Source organism: Laspinema palackyanum D2c, from assembly GCF_025370875.1.
GTDB lineage: Bacteria > Cyanobacteriota > Cyanobacteriia > Cyanobacteriales > Laspinemataceae > Laspinema > Laspinema palackyanum.
Genome location: NZ_JAMXFD010000006.1, coordinates 90,460 through 108,454 on the forward strand (window position 1 = coordinate 90,460; position 17,995 = coordinate 108,454).

The 17,995-nt window shown below is 48.2% G+C and carries 13 protein-coding genes; 4 read left to right on the top strand and 9 right to left on the bottom strand.

Translation table 11 applies throughout. From position 1 onward, the window contains the following. Positions 1–144: 144 nt before the first annotated feature. From NG795_RS09950 to NG795_RS09985, 8 genes are all read right to left on the bottom strand, one after another. Complete coding sequence (locus tag NG795_RS09950; protein WP_367288511.1) at positions 145–423, bottom strand: YiaA/YiaB family inner membrane protein; 279 nt, start codon at positions 421–423, stop codon at positions 145–147. 378 nt (positions 424–801) lie between these two features. Further along, positions 802–1,413: a hypothetical protein gene (locus NG795_RS09955; protein WP_367288512.1), complete on the bottom strand. Its 612-nt coding sequence runs from the start codon at positions 1,411–1,413 to the stop codon at positions 802–804. Positions 1,414–1,592: 179 nt separating this feature from the next. After that, positions 1,593–2,720: a type II secretion system F family protein gene (locus NG795_RS09960; RefSeq protein WP_367288513.1), complete on the bottom strand. Its 1,128-nt coding sequence runs from the start codon at positions 2,718–2,720 to the stop codon at positions 1,593–1,595. Positions 2,721–2,908: 188 nt separating this feature from the next. Next, positions 2,909–4,009 carry a type IV pilus twitching motility protein PilT gene (locus NG795_RS09965; protein WP_367288514.1) on the bottom strand — a complete coding sequence of 367 codons (1,101 nt, stop codon included), beginning with the start codon at positions 4,007–4,009 and terminating at the stop codon, positions 2,909–2,911. 77 nt (positions 4,010–4,086) lie between these two features. Next, entirely contained in the window at positions 4,087–6,105 is a 2,019-nt protein-coding gene (locus NG795_RS09970; RefSeq protein WP_367288515.1) for a GspE/PulE family protein, read from the bottom strand. A gap of 51 nt (positions 6,106–6,156) precedes the next feature. Then, on the bottom strand, positions 6,157–6,327 hold the full coding sequence (locus NG795_RS09975) for a hypothetical protein (RefSeq protein ID WP_367288516.1): 171 nt from the start codon (positions 6,325–6,327) through the stop codon (positions 6,157–6,159). 832 nt (positions 6,328–7,159) lie between these two features. Continuing rightward, positions 7,160–7,381, bottom strand: coding sequence for a hypothetical protein (locus tag NG795_RS09980; protein ID WP_367288517.1), 222 nt, complete (start codon positions 7,379–7,381; stop codon positions 7,160–7,162). 322 nt (positions 7,382–7,703) lie between these two features. Further along, entirely contained in the window at positions 7,704–8,015 is a 312-nt protein-coding gene (locus NG795_RS09985; protein ID WP_367288518.1) for an NfeD family protein, read from the bottom strand. Positions 8,016–8,395: 380 nt separating this feature from the next. Here NG795_RS09985 and NG795_RS09990 point away from each other — a divergent pair, with 380 nt between their 5' ends. Then, entirely contained in the window at positions 8,396–10,291 is a 1,896-nt protein-coding gene (locus NG795_RS09990; protein ID WP_367288519.1) for a sigma factor-like helix-turn-helix DNA-binding protein, read from the top strand. Then, positions 10,275–11,744 (top strand): DUF1822 family protein, encoded by a 1,470-nt coding sequence (locus NG795_RS09995; RefSeq protein WP_367288520.1) that lies wholly within the window; start codon positions 10,275–10,277, stop codon positions 11,742–11,744. Before NG795_RS09990 ends, NG795_RS09995 begins: the two co-directional genes overlap by 17 nt. A gap of 428 nt (positions 11,745–12,172) precedes the next feature. Here the strand turns inward: NG795_RS09995 and NG795_RS10000 are convergent, their stop codons facing one another. Next, positions 12,173–14,938, bottom strand: coding sequence for a cation-translocating P-type ATPase (locus NG795_RS10000; protein WP_367288521.1), 2,766 nt, complete (start codon positions 14,936–14,938; stop codon positions 12,173–12,175). 438 nt (positions 14,939–15,376) lie between these two features. Between NG795_RS10000 and NG795_RS10005 the strand changes: the two genes are divergently transcribed. After that, entirely contained in the window at positions 15,377–17,839 is a 2,463-nt protein-coding gene (locus NG795_RS10005; RefSeq protein WP_367288522.1) for a single-stranded-DNA-specific exonuclease RecJ, read from the top strand. After that, positions 17,830–17,973 carry a hypothetical protein gene (locus tag NG795_RS10010; RefSeq protein ID WP_367288523.1) on the top strand — a complete coding sequence of 48 codons (144 nt, stop codon included), beginning with the start codon at positions 17,830–17,832 and terminating at the stop codon, positions 17,971–17,973. The genes NG795_RS10005 and NG795_RS10010 overlap by 10 nt, the downstream gene beginning before the upstream one ends. The last annotated feature ends 22 nt before the right edge of the window (positions 17,974–17,995 follow it).

The following is a 17,995-nucleotide window of genomic DNA, read 5'->3' on the forward strand; positions in this document are numbered from 1 at the left end:
GACTGGATAACGACTGAAGTCGTTACTACGAACAACAGGCTGAGACTGGATAACGACTGAAGTCGTTACTACGAACAGGGGTAGGACGCGGGGCGATTTGCAAGAAAGTCTCAACGGTTGATGACTGTTGGGGCTTTTTTGGGTTTATCTCAAGGTGTTATGTTCGGTGAGGATTCGTTCGACTCGCGCTTCTTCTACTTTGGAGGTGAGTTTTTCCGCTTCATGGCGATCGCGCAGGGTTTTGGCGAGGCTAAACGAGGAGCCGACGGTGAAGAGGACACCCATTCCCATATAACCTTTGACCCAATTGGTGACGGGTAAGTTAACGATGCCGACGCCAGTCGCTGCTAAGGCGATCGCAAAGGAAGCCCAAACTTGAATAATCCAGGCTGTTGTGTGTTGTTGCGAAGGAACTTTGTTCATAAAAAACACCCTCAATCTCTGGTTCTCAGAGTGGTAAAAATTTGATTGTTTCCTGAGCTTGTTTGGCTTGATTCTATTGCCGAAGGGTTAAAGAATTAGAAACCCTGTGCCAGTTTGAGAAGTGGCATCTAGGCCAGTTAAAATTGGGCAACGAAAAGACAGATTTTGCGATCGCAAACTCTTGGGATTTTTCCCGGCGATCGGGACTTGGAAGTGCAATCAGGGAATGAGTCTAAAACTTCGAGAAAGGGCTTGACAATTTCACCCATATCGGGTAAATTTATTCACTTAATAATTACCGGAAAGGGCGATCGTAACTGCACCTGAATAACCCTTGATTCATTCCTATAATCCCCTATATCGGTGCAGGGGAAGCAACTATTCTTCAATCGGGTTTTCTTCCTGGAACATGACAAGTTCTTCCGTTTTCTCCAAGGGTTCATCCTCGTCAATTAACCCACTGAGGTTTTGAACCACGAAGGGGAGAGAAGCCCCTTTCAGACCGCGTTTAATGCGCTCTGCCGTGTCATCAAACACCACAAACAAGGGATAAATCGTGTCAGACCCTTCTCCAATGATGTATTGATAACGCAGAGGCATTAACCACTCGTAGGCATGAGACAACCACATTTGAGTTTGTCGCCAGCGGCGGAGTAAATCGGAAAAATCTTCTTCTGGACGATGAATAAACACAAAGATTTCCACCCCCATTTTCACCTTCCAATCCGGGTCACACATCAGAATGGCGACATCACAGGGTAAAGAAATCACATCTCCGGAGTTGGCATTTAATCCACTGGGAGAATGGGAAGAAATGGTTTCGCGAATGCGGATATTGGGTAAGGGAATGGGAATGACGCTTTCCTGGGGACGGCGCATACTTGGAATCATTTCCAAATAGGTTCGATACTGCCGCAGCAGGGCGATCGCACTAGCCCGATTGCTATAGTCAGCGAGTAACTGTTCGTAATGGTATTGTTTAAGAGACATAATTTTTCAAGACGTTTCAACTTCTGGATTGACCTACAAGGAGTCGGCATTCCAGTCAATGAGCCGTATCAGGAAACCCAAATCCGATTGAAAGCGGGGGAAATTTGTAATCAACCCCGCTAGTTCTTGGCATTTCAAGCTCAGGAATCGGTTCGTCAATCCAGCTCATCCCCCTCGGTTTATCCGAGTTGGTCAAACACAGCAAACATAGGCAGATACATAGACATCAAAATCGAACCCACCATTGCCGCAATGCCCACCATCATAATCGGTTCCAGGGTACTGGTGAGACCTTTCACCGCTTGTTCCACTTCATCTTCATAAAAGTCGGCAACTTTGGACAGCATCTTGTCCAGTTCCCCGGTTTCTTCTCCAATTCGCATCATGGAAATTGCCATTGGGGGAAAGATATTTTCTCGGTCAAAGGCTTCCGTTAAGCTCCCCCCTTGTTCCACCTCGGCTTTCCCATTACTAATGGCATTAGCAATCACCTGATTTCCCGCAGTACGGGCCACAATATCAAAGCAACTGAGCATGGGGACGCCTGCGCCCGTTAACATAGAAAACGTGCCACAGAAACGAGCAACCGCCGTGAGTTTAATGAGTGGACCAATAATGGGCAGATTCAAGTACATCCGATCGCAGATTAAGCGACCCTGGGGAGTTTTATAAAACGTTTTGTAGGCAGTCACCAGGAGGAAAAGGCAGACAATCAAAACCAGCATTTTTCTCCAATCCGTAGTAAACGCACTGATTCCCAGCATAATTTGGGTAAACATGGGTAACTCTGCACCCAATTCCTCGAAAATGCCAGCAAAGGTCGGCAGCAGAAAGGTGGTCATTGCAAAAAACACGATAATCGCAATACTTCCCACTGCTTTCGGATAAGCGGAGGCGGATTTGATGTGGTTTTGAATTTTGGCAGATTTTTCTAAAGCAATGGCGAGACGGTTGAGCACCATGTCAAGCACCCCCCCAATTTCTCCGGACTCGACCATTGCACAGTAGAGGTCATCAAAGATATCGGGGAATTTGGACATCGCCTCGGAAAGCGGAACCCCGGTTTCCAGTTCCCCTTTAATCTGACGCAGGGCCTTTTTTAATTTGGCATTATCTGAGGTTTCCCCCAACATGGCGATCGCCTTCATTAACGCCACACCGGAGTTAAACATCACGGCTAACTGACGGGAAAAAACAGCTTTGTCTTTCACCGTCATTTTAGCCATTGCCACATTGAGATTTTCTTCCAATGCGGCAAAATCAAAACCTTTCTTTTTTTCTTCAGTTGTAATAACGTTTGTCGCCATAATTAACCTCCTATTCGAGATAAATTGAGAGAGTGCAGGGATGGAATGACTCGAAGCATCAGTAAATGTCTAACGTAAGGGCCGATTCCATCCTAACAACAGCCGCTCTTGATGGAGGGTTCCCCTGGGAGATCAGAAAGATTGAGGGGGAGGAATTGACGCACTCCCCCAATATCCTGCCCACCCAATTAGTGCCCTGCCGCTGCATTACTGAGGGCCGGAGAGGGTCCGATCAATCGTTCCAGTTCATCGGCTTTCACCGCTTTACTCATCGCCGCTTCCCAAGAGACTTTGCCCTCTTTGTAATGTTTAGCCAGGGCCATTTCCATTGTCTGCATTCCCAAGCGACCCCCAGTTTGGATCATGGAGTAAATCTGGGCCGTCTTTCCTTCCTTGATTAAGTTACCAATAGCAGCATTATTCACGAGCACTTCCTGGGCGCAGACCCGACCGCCGCCCAGCTTGGGAACCAAGTTTTGACTACAAATGCCAATTAAGGAAATCCCCATCTGTGCGCGGATTTGGGCTTTTACTTCTGGGGGAAACACATCCAACATCCGGTCTACGGTACCGGCAGCGGAGTTGGTGTGCAGGGTTCCCATGACCAAGTGACCCGTTTCTGCGGCAGATACGGCCAGAGAAATCGTCTCAAAGTCCCGCATTTCTCCAACTAGAATAATATCCGGGTCTTGACGCAGGGCCCCTTTAAGCGCATTGGAGAAGCTCTTGGTGTCTTCCCCTTTTTGCCGTTGGTGGAATAGGCTCTTGATATTGGGAAACACATACTCGATGGGGTCTTCTACCGTGAGGATATGTTCGGCGCGGGTGCGGTTAATCAGATCCAGCAATGCGGCCATCGTGGTGGTTTTTCCCGAACCCGTTTGACCCGTGACCAGCAATAGCCCCCGAGGGCGCTCAGTCATTTCCCGGATCACCTGGGGAACCCCTAACTTATCGGCATTAGGAATGGTGGAACCCAAGGCCCGCAAACAAGAGGCCCAGCAGCCGCGTTCCCGATAAACGTTTACCCGGAAACGGGCCAAACCTTTAACCCCGTAAGCGCAGTCTAAATCCCAGTTTTGCTCTAACGTTTTGCGTTGTTGGTTGTTGAGCATTTGGAAGATGACTTGCTGACATTCTTCCGGGGCGAGACTTTCCCCAAATTGGGGCTGAGGAGTCAGTTTCCCGCTGACGCGGAAGTAGATGGGTGCACCGGCTTGGATGTGGATGTCTGAGCCACCTTGTTCAACCAGGGACTCCATAATATCTTCAATGACCAGACCTGCCATAGTCGCGTTTTCTCCGATAATCTCTGTTTAGATTGTATTGAAAGTAAATCGCCGAGGAAAGTTAGGCTGCGATCGCCTCAATCTTGTTGGAAGCGGGGGGTTAAGCAGTACAGACAATCGAGCCACTCCTGCTGCAAACCAGCCCCGCAAGCCTTACAAGTCAGACCCGTCTTGCGTTTGGCTTTGAGTTCAGCTTCCAAGCCGGAGTCGGTAAAAGTCACCCGTTCAACCTCTTCAAAGGTGGTATGACCTTCCCGAACCAGATTCAGGCTATAGGCGAGCAAAGTCACCATCCCTTCTTCCACTGCGGCTTCCTTAATCCTTTCGGTGGGAGCACCTTGAGAGATTAACATTTGCAGATTTTCAGTGTTTTTGAGGACTTCATACACCCCAACCCGGCCTTTATATCCACCGCCCCCACATTTCTGACATAAAGTCCCGGCGTCTTGGGCGGCTTTGCGCTCTGCGGGGGCCACGATGTTGGCTTTATAGAACGTGACATTATTTTCCCCAGAAACGGAGAGACCAAAGCGACCGAGTTCTTGGGGAGTGGGGGTGTAGGCGATGCGACATTCGCTACAGACACGCCGCATCAAGCGTTGGGCCAATACCCCAATCAGAGAACCGGCGACCATGAAGGGCTCAACCCCCATTTCATCTAAACGGGCGATCGCCCCTGCCGCGTCGTTGGTATGCAGGGTGGTTAACACTAAGTGACCCGTCAAGGCTGCTTCAATAGCCGTTTTCGCCGTTTCTTTATCCCGAGTTTCACCCACCAGAATGATGTCCGGGTCTTGCCGCATAAAGGCCCGCAACAAGTTGGTAAAGTCTAATCCTTTGGCCCGAATCACCTGACATTGGGTAATCCCCGGCAAGGCATATTCAATCGGGTCTTCTGCTGTGGAAATATTGACGCTGGGGTCGTTGCGTTCGGCTAACACCGAATACAACGAGGTGGATTTCCCTGAACCTGTGGGTCCCGTCACCAAAATCAGCCCAAAAGGACGACTCGCCATTTCCCGGACTAGGGCTAAACTCTCAGGATTGGAAATTAACTTATCCAACCCCAACTGGGTGGAAGAGTTGTCCAAAATCCGTAAACAGAGTTTTTCGCCATATCGCGACGGCAGACAGTTCACCCGGAAGTCCACGGTACGTCCCTGGAAGATCCTCCGAATCCGTCCATCCTGGGCATTCCGACGTTCGGCAATATCCATGTCGGAAATAATTTTGAACCGCGAGGTCAAGGCATTTGTAATTTTACTGGGTAACCGGGCAAACTCGTGGAGTACGCCGTCTTTCCGCATCCGCACTCGGAGAAACTCTTCTTGGGGTTCGACGTGGATATCGGAGACGCCATCGGAGAGGGCTTTGGCCAGGATTTTATTAACGGTGTTAATAATCGGTGCGTCGTTGGCCCCTCGCAACGCCGCATCCAGGTTCATGTCTTCATTTTCTTCTGGGGCGTCATCGAGGGATTCCCCATCTACCTCATTGAAGACGTCACTATTGAGGTTTAAATCGAGTTGATTAGCTTTTTCTGCTTTGGCCTGTTGTTCTTTGGCCTTTTCGTCAGAATATTGATTGAGTAAGTTGTTATAGTCTTCTGGTGTGATCACCAGTCGGCGTAGGCTCAGTCCCTGGGGTCTGAGGATGCGGGTCAAGTCGTCAAGGGCGGCTAAGTTATCGGGATCGACCATTGCTACGGAAACTGATGGGGAATCGCCTTCGTTGCGGGAGATGGGCAGGATGCGATGGCGACGGCAGCTTTCTAGGGGAAGCAAGGTCTCTAGGAGTGGACCGAGTTGTTCCGGTGAGAGTTCGGTGATTTCTGGATCCAAGGCTTCGACACCGTAGACAATTTTCAGTTCAAAAAGCTGTTGTTTTTTGTACTGCCTGAGCAACTCGGGAGGCAGTTGCTTTCCGGTAATGGCTTCGAGGACCTCAGTAAGAGGCTTTCCTGATTTCCGACTTTCGATGTGGGCGCGTTGAACTTGTTCGCGATCGGCATAGCCTGCTTGGATCAGCTTATTGCCGAAGGGAGAAAACGCATTCTGGACAACTAGAGCACGCCGCTGTGATGCGAAGTTTGTCATGGCTGGTTGATTTAATATGCTTGACTAGAGTATTCCCCAAATTTAAGCCGGTTAAGCACTTTGGCCCCAAGGGGTTGGCTCGCGCTTGGGTTGATTCTGAAGATATCCCCAGAACTGAGGACGGGTGGGGCGGAGGACCGTGAGGGTTGCTCCTGAGTGCGATCGCCGATGTTGGTTTAGTTCAATGTTTACTGGATTATCTTTGATGATAGCTTTTACCACCCCGAAAGCACCAACTTTTGCGCTATATATTCTCTTATTTTATAACCTGATGTCGCACAGTTAGGGATTAATTTTTGGCGGGTTTGGCTGGGGACTGATTCTCTAAGATTGAGTTGTTCAAGGGTCGCCTCGATCCGGTGGCGGGGATCTCTACCTTGCATCGGTCAGTTAGGGGTGAATTTTCTACCCTCGGTGCTTCTGTTCATCCCTCACCTGAAAGGCGATCGCTGTTAGAACAGTCAATCCGTTTTTATACCTAAAGCCCTCTAAACTTAACGGGCGATCGACGATCCCCATCGGTTACTACCCAGCCAATTCTCTTCACTGAAGCGCAATCTGCTCATCCATTTCCCCGAAAGATAAACGAGGATAGTGCCGGGACATTGTCCTGCGCCGTAGTGAAGGTTTGATTTGATGTATTGAGAGTTCCCTGAAGCGATCGCTTTCCCACATTTTCTCCCACTCTCCAGTCTGATATTCCCTGAAAAGCTTCGCAAAAAATCTGGGCAGTTTCAACCCATTAATTATAGGCTATTTCAGCAATCCCTAACAATATTGTATCAACAATCTTCATCGAGGGAGCAGATTGTAGAAGGGAGGGGTTCAAAGTTGAATCCCCAATGAATCTATCATTTTTCCCAGGCTGGTATCGTATTGTAAATCACATTAAGTCAATCTCGCTCTATTTTTATTTCAATAAACAGGGTTTGAGATGTCATCGGGTTCTGGAACACAGAAGAAGCGGAACCTCTAGCCCCGGATTCCATAGCACGAATTGGACACAAGCGCTAGAAAAGAATGCGACTATTTTGAGAAGGCAATAAAGGAGAGGTTAGCTGGCTTTTGTGGGTGGGGGAGAAACATGGCGAGTCCAATACAAAATCAACAGAACGAGGGCGAGTTGAAGTGGCCAAGGGGCAATCACTATATCCCAGCCTACCCCCAGGGTCCCGACAGCCATCGCCAGAATTCGGGGAATTTCTTCTGAGGTATTCATATAACAAAACCAGGCCGTTAAACTGGTTACCAGTGCGATCCAGAACATTCCGATCATTTGCAGTCCCTCCTCAAGGGCGAAGGATTAAACGGTTACATCCATCAATCCCTGTGATTTTCTTGCTCTAATCTAACTACGGATTCAAAATAAACCCGTGATGATCACAGGTCCAACCTTAAGATAATCATCACGGAACCAGGAGATCCAAATCAATCCCAGAGGCGATCGCGATCGCATCCTTCCCTCTTCTTAGTTCGTAGTAACGACTTCAGTCGTTCTCTTCCTTAGTTTGTAGTAACAACTTCAGTCGTTCCCCCCTCCTCCAGTTTGTAGTAACAACTTCAGTCGTTCCCCCCTCCTCCAGTTTGTAGTAACGACTTCAGTCGTTCCCTCCCCTTTGTACAGATGCCCCAATCGGTTCAACCAGCAACGTAATATTATGCCGTCCCACGACAGAAACCACTTCACCGGGACCTAACGTAATATGATGTAGACATAAGGCAGGCCACCAGGAATTCTGAAACCGGACCCGTCCTCCAAAATAGGGAACAATGGTTTCATCCACGATCGCCAATTGGTTAGACTGCTGTAGGATCAATTCTGAGTCAATCTCAGCGCCTTGAGAACTCCTGCTGTTTCTTCGGGGAAAAAACAGTTTGCCGAACAGCCATTGGAACCAATAGAACTTCATTCGATGCCATCCTCCCATCAACGATACCGATCGCGGTAGGGGCTTCAATATCAGCCCGGGTCACTCCTGCGGGGCGATCGCCACTTCACCTCAAGAGGCGATCGCCTTCTAAACGCTTTATTAGGATAGATTGCTCAAAAATATGCAGGGTCGTCCCCTCGGCAACCGATGAGTCTTCCCTTCGGGAATCCTTCTAGGGGGTTTCCTCAGCAAATCGCTACCCATCCGCCCTCAATCCGGTGCAGAAACTGGATTTTTCCAGGCTAATTTTGCGATGCGGGGCATTTTTGCATAATTGGCGATGGACTGCCCTAGTAAATCTTTAGAACCCAGAAACGACGGATTTCCGTGAGCTCACGATTCCCGAACCGAGAACGAGAATGTTAAGTCCATCAAACCCGAACCCGATTCCCACGCCACCCCGGCGTTCCCCTACCCTGAAGCAATTTTGTACCTATCTCCGGTTAAATCACCAAGGGGGGCGCTGGGTGCTGGAATGGAAAACTGAACCGCGTTTACGGCGCAATATTCAGTTATATATCGCCCAAGACCCCAACTTTGCCGACTTGTGCGATCGCCAGGACGATGGGACAGGATTAGAACAGTTCTGGATTGCCCTCGCCCTCGATTCCCTACCGCCCCAAGGGTGGGAACCCCCCGATCGCCAGCAACTGGCATTCCAGCATTTAGCCAGTTATTATGAACCGATTTGTCACCAAGCGGCCCGTACCATTGTCCACCAGCATTCTCAAATTTTATGGGAAGATGCCTTCACCATCGCCCGACTCTGGCTCCAAAAACAGGATAAATTAGCCGAGATTTTCAGAAAATATCAACCCAATGGACCGGCAAAATTTTCTACCTATTTACAATCGGTTTTAATGCGAAATATTAAATCAGAAACCGATGTGGGTCGTTACTCTTCCTGGCGGTTATTATGTAAAGCTCCGGACTATGAAATAGCCCAGGCTTTAGAATCGGTTTACCTGGGTACAACCCAAGCTTCACAACTATTATTAGCCCGCAAATTGTTTAAAAAAGTTTATATAGCCAATCATATTAATGGAGGGGGCAGAACCCGAAGGGAAATTTGGCCTGCACCCCAAAAGGAAGATTTTGCGGAAACGGCTAACTTTTATAATGCTCAGAGACTCTTGCCTTCTGCTTTGCCCGAAGTGGCAGCTAATCCTCCCAGCAATGCAGAACAGATTGAATCTTGGATGCACTGTTGTCTGAAAGCCTTAAAAGATAAAAGAGGACGGGAAAATCAGGTCTATTCAATTGATGAGCTTGAGGAAAAACAGGGACTAGAAATACCCGCGCCCCCAACTGAATTGGAAGACGCTATCCTGGAAGAAGAGTCTGAAGGAGACTTACAGGATTCTCCTGGGACTCAGCTCAAACGCATTCATGAGTTATTTGAAACCGAACTCAGAGGATGCCGCAGTATTCTCGAAGTTCAACTAGGCGATCGCCGGGTATTGATTGATAAAGATCGGATTCTTATTCTGAAATATGGAATCGGACTCACTCAACATCAAATTGGGGAGTTGCGGGGGATTAATCAATCGAGTGTGAACCGCAAACTTAAAACCTATAAAACCCATCTGTTAAGTGCTTTAACTCAATTAATTCAGCCGGAAGAAAAAGCCCTCAACTCGGTGCAAGGGTGGTTACAGAAAAATTTTTTATCGCCTAATCCGGCGGATCTAATTGCTCAAGCCTTGGGGAAGGCGATCGCGACCCAGAAATCTGAGGACCGAGAGTTATTGTCCTTACGCTATGGGCAAAAACTGACGGTCCAACAAATTGGCGATCGCCTCGGAATGACGGCAGATCAGGTCCACTCTAAACTGAGTACCATTGAAACTCAATTGCATAAATGTTTATGCACGACCCTAGAGAATTGGATAAAGAAGTATGTAGACAAGTGGCTCTATGATTTTTACCAATCCGCCTTAAGCCAACTGCTCAATCAAGGCTTTAATTTACTTTCTCCTGATATCCAGAAAATTCTGAAACTTTCCTACACCCATCGCGTCCCTCTGGACCAGATAGCCGCGAAACTAGGACTGGATAAAGACAGGGTGCATCACTTAGTTTGGGAAGGAATTTGTCTACTAGAATCTTATTTGATTCAGAAGCTTTCCGATGAATTGAAAGTCTCTCTGCTTGGAAATGTCGAAAGACAGCATATCACCCAATTGACCAACGACTGGTTAAACAGCTTACACAAATCGGATTCAGGAGAACTCGATCATGAACTTTATAAATAATGAATGGAATCAGCCCAGAATTCAAAACTCTTCGGAAGGAATGCGCTTCAAAATTGCGCCTGATCACCAAGAACAGGCTTGGCAGATGGCCGATCGCCACTCCAATACCCTCACCCGCTATCAAGCCTATCTCAATTGGATTACGGTAAAAACTCTCTTACCCTGGTTTGAAGAATGGGCTCAAGAGGAAGGATTACCAGCCCCTTCCATTTGGCCGACAGCAGAGCAACTTTTTGAGAGTTTAGAATTGGTCAATGGCACTGCAATTGAGCTGGATTTCACTCGATTTATCCTCATTCCCGTGGATGAAATTGAGTCAGAATCTGTAGAGGTTCCCCAAGAATGGATAGACAATCCGAACTGGGTGGGGGATTATTATCTTCCCATCATCGTCAGTTTAGATGGGGATGAGGAGGACTGCTGGATAGAAGTTCCCGGATTTGCCACTCATCAACAGGTGAAAACCCAAGGGAATTATGATGCTAATAGTCGAATTTATGAATTAGAAATGACCGAGTTAATCCCGGATTTAACGGTGATAGAAATAACCCGGGGACTCCAGGTGCGAGAACCGATTCTCCCCTTACCGGCACTATCGGCAGTCGAAGCTAAAAAGTGGGTGATAATTTTGGGGAATCCGGGGATTTATTCCCCCAGATTGCAAGGGGAAATACCGTTTGAAACCTGGGCCGCTTTGTTAGATAATCAGGAATGGCGACAACAACTGTGCGATCGCCGGATGGGGAAAGTTCCAGAAGTTGCCTCGGATCAACCTTTACAGGAGTTAAGACAATGGTTACACCAGGTAACGGAGGAAGGACTGGAAGCGATTTCCGGGGGATGGCAACAGTTTGAGGCATTGTTTGTGCCGCCAATCCCGATCGCAGTGCGTGGAAAAAGTGAGACAACCCAGGCGATCGCCCCAGTGATTCGCTTGTTGCAACCGAATGAATTAGAGCAAACTCGTCGTCATGCCGCAGGAGTCTTGGGAGAACTTGGATTTGGTAATTCTGAGGCGATCGATGCTTTAACTCAATTGTTGCATACCGCCCGGGATGAAGAAACCCGTTGGCAAGCGGCACTCAGTTTAGGTAAAATTAGTCCCGGACATCCTCAATCAGGCATCAGAAAAGCCCGCTACCTGGATTGGGGAATGTCTCTCCAAGGTCATTCTGTAGCTTTAATTGTGGCAATTATGCCCAAACAAGACAGCAAATTGGGGATATTTCTGCAAGTCCAACCGACTGCACCGGGAAAGTTACCCCCCCATTTAAAATTGAGCGTCTTGTCAGCATCAGGAGACACCATCCGAGAAGCTGAATCCAGAGGCGATCGCAGTGTTCAAGGTTACGACAACTTGATTCAATTGCGGTTTAGTCCGCCTCCTGGTACTCACTTTCGCGTCAGGGTATCCCTAAAAGAATCTAGCATTACGGAGGATTTTATCGCCTAAATCAGGCTCAGTCACATTTATTCAAGCGGGAGCCATTATATAGGGGAACTAGGCTAGTTTTAAAAGGGGTTTCGGGTGACTTAAATCAAGGATTTAAGGTCTGATTGCAAGTTATAAATGACCCAGAAGGTTTATGCTTGCTCGAAGGAGTGGGTCCTTGGCGATCAGGGGTCAGATATATTCGCGCTTCCACTTGTGCATGATGCTGGATAGTGCGTGGTAAATCATCGGGTTTAAATACCGAACCGCTTACTCCCAAAGAGGTAGCTGGATGATGCAGGGGTGGGCCCAAATTAAACCCCGATCGCCTATGGACTGTTTACAAGGTGAGGCGATCGGGGTTTTTGGGAGGGGAAGAATTCGGGAACGACTGAAGTCGTTACTACGAACAATTAAGAACGACTGAAGTCGTTACTACGAAAGAAGAGTTAGTTTGGGGGGTCTAGGCGGTTGACTAGGAGGGCGACGGGTATCATGGGTAATCCGGCAGCTAGACAGATTAACCATTGGGTAAGATTGAGAGGGGCGGTTTGAAAGATGCGGTTGAGTAGGGGAACTTGGGAGAAGAGAATTTGCAAGACGACTGCCCCAATAATTCCTCCGATAATGGCAGGTGCACCCTTTTGGGAAGTTCGGTTTCCCTTCATTTTTGCGATTAAATTTGGCAATAATTGGCTAATGCTTAATAGATAAAAAATCCGACCGGAAACTAAGGATTGAACGGCGATGGTTCGGGCTAAGGCGAGTTGGTCGGGATGGGTTTTAAGTGACCATTCAAACATTCCAAAGATGACAATCCAGTTATAAATGGCGATGATGACAATGCGTTTAATGCGATCGGGCGATAACAGAGATTCGCTGGGGTTGCGCGGGGGCTTTTCCATCACCCGGGGAGATTTGGGTTCAAAGGACAGAGGAACGGTCATAGTGATGGAATTGAGCATATTCAGCCAGAGAATTTGTAAGGCTTCAATGGGTAGGTAGCGACCTAATAACACACTCAATAACACTGTCATGGATTCCCCTAAGTTGACGGGTAAAATAAAGGAAATCGCTTTCACTAAGTTGCTATACACCGTGCGTCCTTCTTCCACGGCGGCTTCAATGGAGGCAAAGTTATCATCGGTGAGAATTATATCTGCCGATTCTTTAGCAACTTCCGTTCCCGCACCTCCCATTGCAATCCCCACATCGGCTTGTTTGAGGGCCGGTGCATCGTTGACTCCATCTCCCGTCATGGCGACAATCTCACCTCGGGCTTGCAAGGCTTCAACGAGGCGGAGTTTTTGTTCCGGTGCCACTCGGGCAAAGACGACGCTATCCTCTAGGTTATTGGCGAGGGTTTGGTCATCCATGTCGCCGATTTGAGTGCCGGTAAAGGCTTGAACTCGACCGTTTTTCTCCATTCCCATGCGACGGGCGATCGCAGCGGCGGTGGTGGCATGGTCTCCGGTAATCATTTTTACCTGAATTCCGGCATTTTGACAGGCAGCAACAGCGGCGATCGCCTCGGGTCTCGGGGGGTCAATCATCCCCTGTAATCCCATAAAAATTAACCCCTCATCGATATCTGGGCGATCGATGTCATTCCGTCCTGGACTGACGGATTTTTTGGCAAAGGCTAACACTCGTAACCCTTGTTCTGCCATGATTTCGACTTCCTCATGCAAGGCGTCGGCATCTAAAGGAATCACCTCACCTTGACGATTAAAGATTTGGGTACAACGCTTGAGGAGGGATTCTACTGAACCTTTGACATAAATCGTGGGTCCATTGGGGGTATCATGCAAGGTTGCCATATACTGAAACTCGGATTCAAAGGGAATCACATCCAGTTTTGGTAGTTCTTCGGCGATCGCATCTTGGGTTAATCCCGCTTTATTCGCCGCAACAATTAACGCGCCTTCTGTTGGGTCCCCCACGACCACCAAATTCCCATCTTTTTCTTCAATATGAGAATCATTACACAGAAGTCCGGCCCGCAAACATTCTAATAAAATTGGGTTTTGTTGGAAGTCAACGGGAGAATCATTAAGGGAAATTTCCCCTTCTGGTGCATAGCCTTGACCTGTGACATAATACTTCTGACCTCCAGCATGAATTTCTTGAACCGTCATCTGATTTTCTGTCAAGGTGCCGGTTTTATCGGAACAAATAACGGTTGCACCCCCGAGGGTTTCTACCGCAGGCAATTTGCGAACGATCGCATGACGTCGCGCCATCCGATTCACGCCAACGGCTAAGGTCACCGTTACCACTGCCGGTAATCCTTCCGGAATCGCACTCACAATCAAGGCGATCGCGGCTTCTAATGCACCGGCGATCGAGGGTTGAACATTTCCGAATGTCTCTGACGCCTCATTATTATAATAATTATGGAATGCCACCGCCACGGTTAATGCACCTAACCCCATCACTAAAGTCATCCAAACTTTACTAAATTTGTTAAACTTGCGGGTTAAAGGGGTTGTTAAATTAGTCCGTTGGTCAATCAGTTGAGAAATCTTTCCGGTTTCCGTATTATTTCCCGTAGCCACTACCAAACCTTGGGCTTGTCCGAAGGTAACTAATCCCCCCGCATAAGCCATATTAATTCGTTCAGCCAGGGTAGTTTCTGTATTGAGGCCCTCGCTGTTTTTTTCCACGGGAACTGACTCCCCCGTTAATCCCGATTCATCAATTTGCAAGTTTTTAACTTGAATTAATCGTAAATCAGCCGGTACTTTGTCCCCGGAATTGAGTAAGACTAAATCTCCCGGGACTAATTCGGTGGAAGAGATGCGCTGTTTGTTGCCATCGCGAATTAAAGTGGCTTCGGTGGTGACGGCTTTAGCCAAGGCGGCGATCGCCCCTTCCGCTTTCCATTCTTGAAGGAAGCCAATAATCGCATTAATAATCGTTACCCCCCAGATAACCCAGGCATTCGGCCATTCTTCTAGGAAGGCTTCCACCGCACCGGCAACCAGTAAAATTAAAATTAACGGTTGATTAAATTGCAGGAGAAATTTTAACCATAAAGGTTGAGCTTTCTTGCCGGTTAATTCATTGGTTCCGAATTCTTTTAATCGTTGGTTTGCTAAATCGGTCGTTAGTCCTTCTTCGTTGCTAGAACCGAGTTTATTGGCAACTTCTTGTTCCGATAAACTATGCCATTGCTGGGATGTTAATTCACTGGTTTGATTTGATGTTTGCATAAAATTCTCTCTAAAAGTGATACGGTTTAAATCAATTTTTCCCAAAACCTAGGGAAGTTTAGGGCTAAATTGGGGTTAAGGGAGCCTTTCCCTGAAAAAAATCATCAAAAAAGGTGAGTCGTTATAAAAGCCAACAGTTTAAACCCTCGGAGGGTTTCAAACTCGAATGGGTGGGCCGAAACCCCGTTATTTAAAAACTTGAGTCCTCTGGGATTCTTGGCATCCGCTAGGAGGGTTCTGTTTAATTTAACATATTATCCTCAAGGTTTGGTGCGTTGGCAGTCCGTGCCATTCGATTGCATTCTGGTTCAGGAGAGACATAAAAAATTGGCAATTCGTCAATGTTTCTGAAGATAGATTTTTAGGAAACCTGTGATCGCCAACCCAAATTAAAGAGACCCGTGGGATAATAACTTCAAACAAGTCCAAGGGGAGGATATGAACCAGCAACCCGTCACCTGGCATCTGCAACAACCCGTACTCCCTCCGGAGTGGTTCCTCGAACAAGTCCGACAGCATCTCGACTCCCAGCAGTCGGGTTTATCCGGCCAATATGCCGCAGCATTACTCTGGCAACGGGGAATTCAGGACCGAGAGGAACTGGCCCGGTTTTTAAATCCTCAAGACTATCAACCCGCCAGTCCATTTGATTTCGGCGAGGAAATGTCCGCTTGTGTCGATCGCCTCAAACGGGCCCGGAAACAGGGGGAAAAGGTGGCAATTTGGGGCGACTTTGATGCCGATGGCATCACCGCCACCAGTGTCTTATGGGACGGACTGGGCCAATTTTTCACCCCCCTCACTCAACTCACCTACGTCATTCCCAACCGCTTAACCCAATCTCACGGTCTGAATCGGTCCGGAATTGACGATTTAGCGGCATCGGGAACCACATTAATCGTGACCTGCGATACGGGGAGTACCAATCTTGACGAAATCGAGTATGCTCATCAGTTGGGCATCGATATCATCGTCACGGATCATCATACTTTACCCCCGAATCGTCCCGGAGTTGCAGCAATTATCAACCCCCGTTCTCTTCCCTCAACCCATCCCCTAGCGCATCTTTCGGGAGTCGCTGTTGCTTATAAGGTGGTAGAAGCTCTGTATAGCACACTGCCAGAAATTCCGCAAGAACCGTTAGAGGGATTATTGGATTTAGTTGCCATTGGCTTAATTGCTGACTTGGTACAACTGAGTGGAGATTGTCGATATTTAGCCCAAATGGGACTCAAACGCCTACATCAGGAGTGGCAGAAATCCCCGATGGAACGACGCCGACCCGGGGTGGGGGAGTTGTTGGATTTGTGCAAACGCAGTGGCGATCGCCCCACGGATATCTCCTTTGGCATTGGTCCACGGATTAATGCCGTCAGTCGGATTCATGGCGATGCTTCTTTCTGTGTGGAATTACTCACCACTCGCGATCGCCGTCTTGCCCAAAAACTCGCCCAGGACACTGAAAGCGCCAACTCCCGACGGCAAGCTATCCAAAAAGATGTGGATAAACAGGTCCAACAAAAACTCGATCGCCTCGACCTCTCGACCACTGGCGTGATCGTCTTACAAGACCCCCAATGGCCTGCGGGAGTCCTCGGTTTAGTCGCCGGTAAAGTCGCCCAAGACTACGCCCGTCCCACCATTTTGTTAAGTACCGATTCCGGCAATTCTCAGGTAGAAAACCCGGAGAAAATCCCGCTATTCAACGATTCAGCCTCGAATAGATCCTTGACCCTGGCCCGTGGTTCAGCGCGATCGGTTAAAAATATTGACTTGTATGAATTAGTCAAAGAACAAGAGCATTTACTGCACCGTTTCGGCGGTCATCCCTTTGCCGCTGGGTTAAGCTTACCTGTTCAAAATGTTTCCTTGTTTACGGAAGCCATTAACCGATTGTTGAAGGAAAAAATGGGAGCAGTCGGGGGTTTGGGAATGCCCGTTGTCCAAGCGGATTTACGCTGTACTGTGGCCGAATTAGGTCAGACCTTATTTCGCGAATTAAAAGTATTAGAACCTTGCGGGATGGGTAACCCATTCCCCTTGCTATTAATTGAAAATTGCCAATTTAAAAACCCCAGAAATCGTAAAATAAAGGATAACAAAGGGCGGAAAATAGAATATATTAAAACCGAGTTCCAGATTTGGGATGAATCGAGTGAAACCGGATTTCCCGGCCTATGGTGGGGACATTATCAAGAGGAGTTGCCGAAGGTTCCTGCTGATGCTGTGGTGGAACTGGACTACAACAGTTATCAAAAACGGTATGAAGTGCGCTTGATTGCAGTCCGTCCCCGAGAAGCGGGTACCGTGATCACATCCCCGGAAGGGGGGTTACCGATTCTGGATTTTCGCCGCCACCTGATTCAAAAGGGAGAAGAGGAGAAAACAGAGTTAGGCGATGCTGAGGGGGTGAATTTTGATCGCACTACTTCAATTGTGATAGAAACCTGTCCGAGTAGTTGGGAGGAGTTGCATCAATGGTTAGACTTGGCAATCCAGACTCAAAAGACACTGGCGATCGCCTATCCCCCGCCCAAACCTGTTTCCCCCCTGCAAGTGTGGCAGCAGTTGGTGGGGGTGGCTAAATATCTCAGCCGAACCGGACAACAAGCAACCCGGGGACAAGTCTGTTCTAAGTTATCGATTAGCGATCGCACCTTAGAACTTGGCATACAAGCCTTAATCGCCGCAGGTTTTCAAGTCAAGACAATGGGAGATAGTTTGCAGGTGATCCCGGGACCTTTGACCCATCCTCTCGACGTTGGCGATCGCTTTTGTGCGGCCGTTGAGGAAGAACAGTTTCGGCGCAACTATTTTTATCAAGTTCCTCTCTCTACCGTCCAGGCGATCGGGCGGAGTAAGGGTGAGGGGGGAGATGGGGAGGATTGCTCATGTTCGTAGTAACGACTTTAGTCGTTGCCAAGAGTGTTATGGCTGATGCCATAACACGAGCTATCGCCGCGTCTACCCCTTGCCTGCTTGGCAACTGGAAGCAGAGGCGGATATGGGCGTTACGAAAGCGATCGCTTTCGTAAAGAGGAAACGACTGAAGTCGTT

What these genes read in the sequence shown, in the direction of transcription:
- NG795_RS09950 (WP_367288511.1), bottom strand. Translation starts at nt 423, where the DNA reads ATGAACAAAGTTCCTTCGCAACAACACACAACAGCCTGGATTATTCAA.
- NG795_RS09955 (WP_367288512.1), bottom strand. Translation starts at nt 1,413, where the DNA reads ATGTCTCTTAAACAATACCATTACGAACAGTTACTCGCTGACTATAGC.
- NG795_RS09960 (WP_367288513.1), bottom strand. Translation starts at nt 2,720, where the DNA reads ATGGCGACAAACGTTATTACAACTGAAGAAAAAAAGAAAGGTTTTGAT.
- NG795_RS09965 (WP_367288514.1), bottom strand. Translation starts at nt 4,009, where the DNA reads ATGGCAGGTCTGGTCATTGAAGATATTATGGAGTCCCTGGTTGAACAA.
- NG795_RS09970 (WP_367288515.1), bottom strand. Translation starts at nt 6,105, where the DNA reads ATGACAAACTTCGCATCACAGCGGCGTGCTCTAGTTGTCCAGAATGCG.
- NG795_RS09980 (WP_367288517.1), bottom strand. Translation starts at nt 7,381, where the DNA reads ATGATCGGAATGTTCTGGATCGCACTGGTAACCAGTTTAACGGCCTGG.
- NG795_RS09985 (WP_367288518.1), bottom strand. Translation starts at nt 8,015, where the DNA reads ATGAAGTTCTATTGGTTCCAATGGCTGTTCGGCAAACTGTTTTTTCCC.
- NG795_RS09990 (WP_367288519.1), top strand. Translation starts at nt 8,396, where the DNA reads ATGTTAAGTCCATCAAACCCGAACCCGATTCCCACGCCACCCCGGCGT.
- NG795_RS09995 (WP_367288520.1), top strand. Translation starts at nt 10,275, where the DNA reads ATGAACTTTATAAATAATGAATGGAATCAGCCCAGAATTCAAAACTCT.
- NG795_RS10000 (WP_367288521.1), bottom strand. Translation starts at nt 14,938, where the DNA reads ATGCAAACATCAAATCAAACCAGTGAATTAACATCCCAGCAATGGCAT.
- NG795_RS10005 (WP_367288522.1), top strand. Translation starts at nt 15,377, where the DNA reads ATGAACCAGCAACCCGTCACCTGGCATCTGCAACAACCCGTACTCCCT.
- NG795_RS10010 (WP_367288523.1), top strand. Translation starts at nt 17,830, where the DNA reads ATGTTCGTAGTAACGACTTTAGTCGTTGCCAAGAGTGTTATGGCTGAT.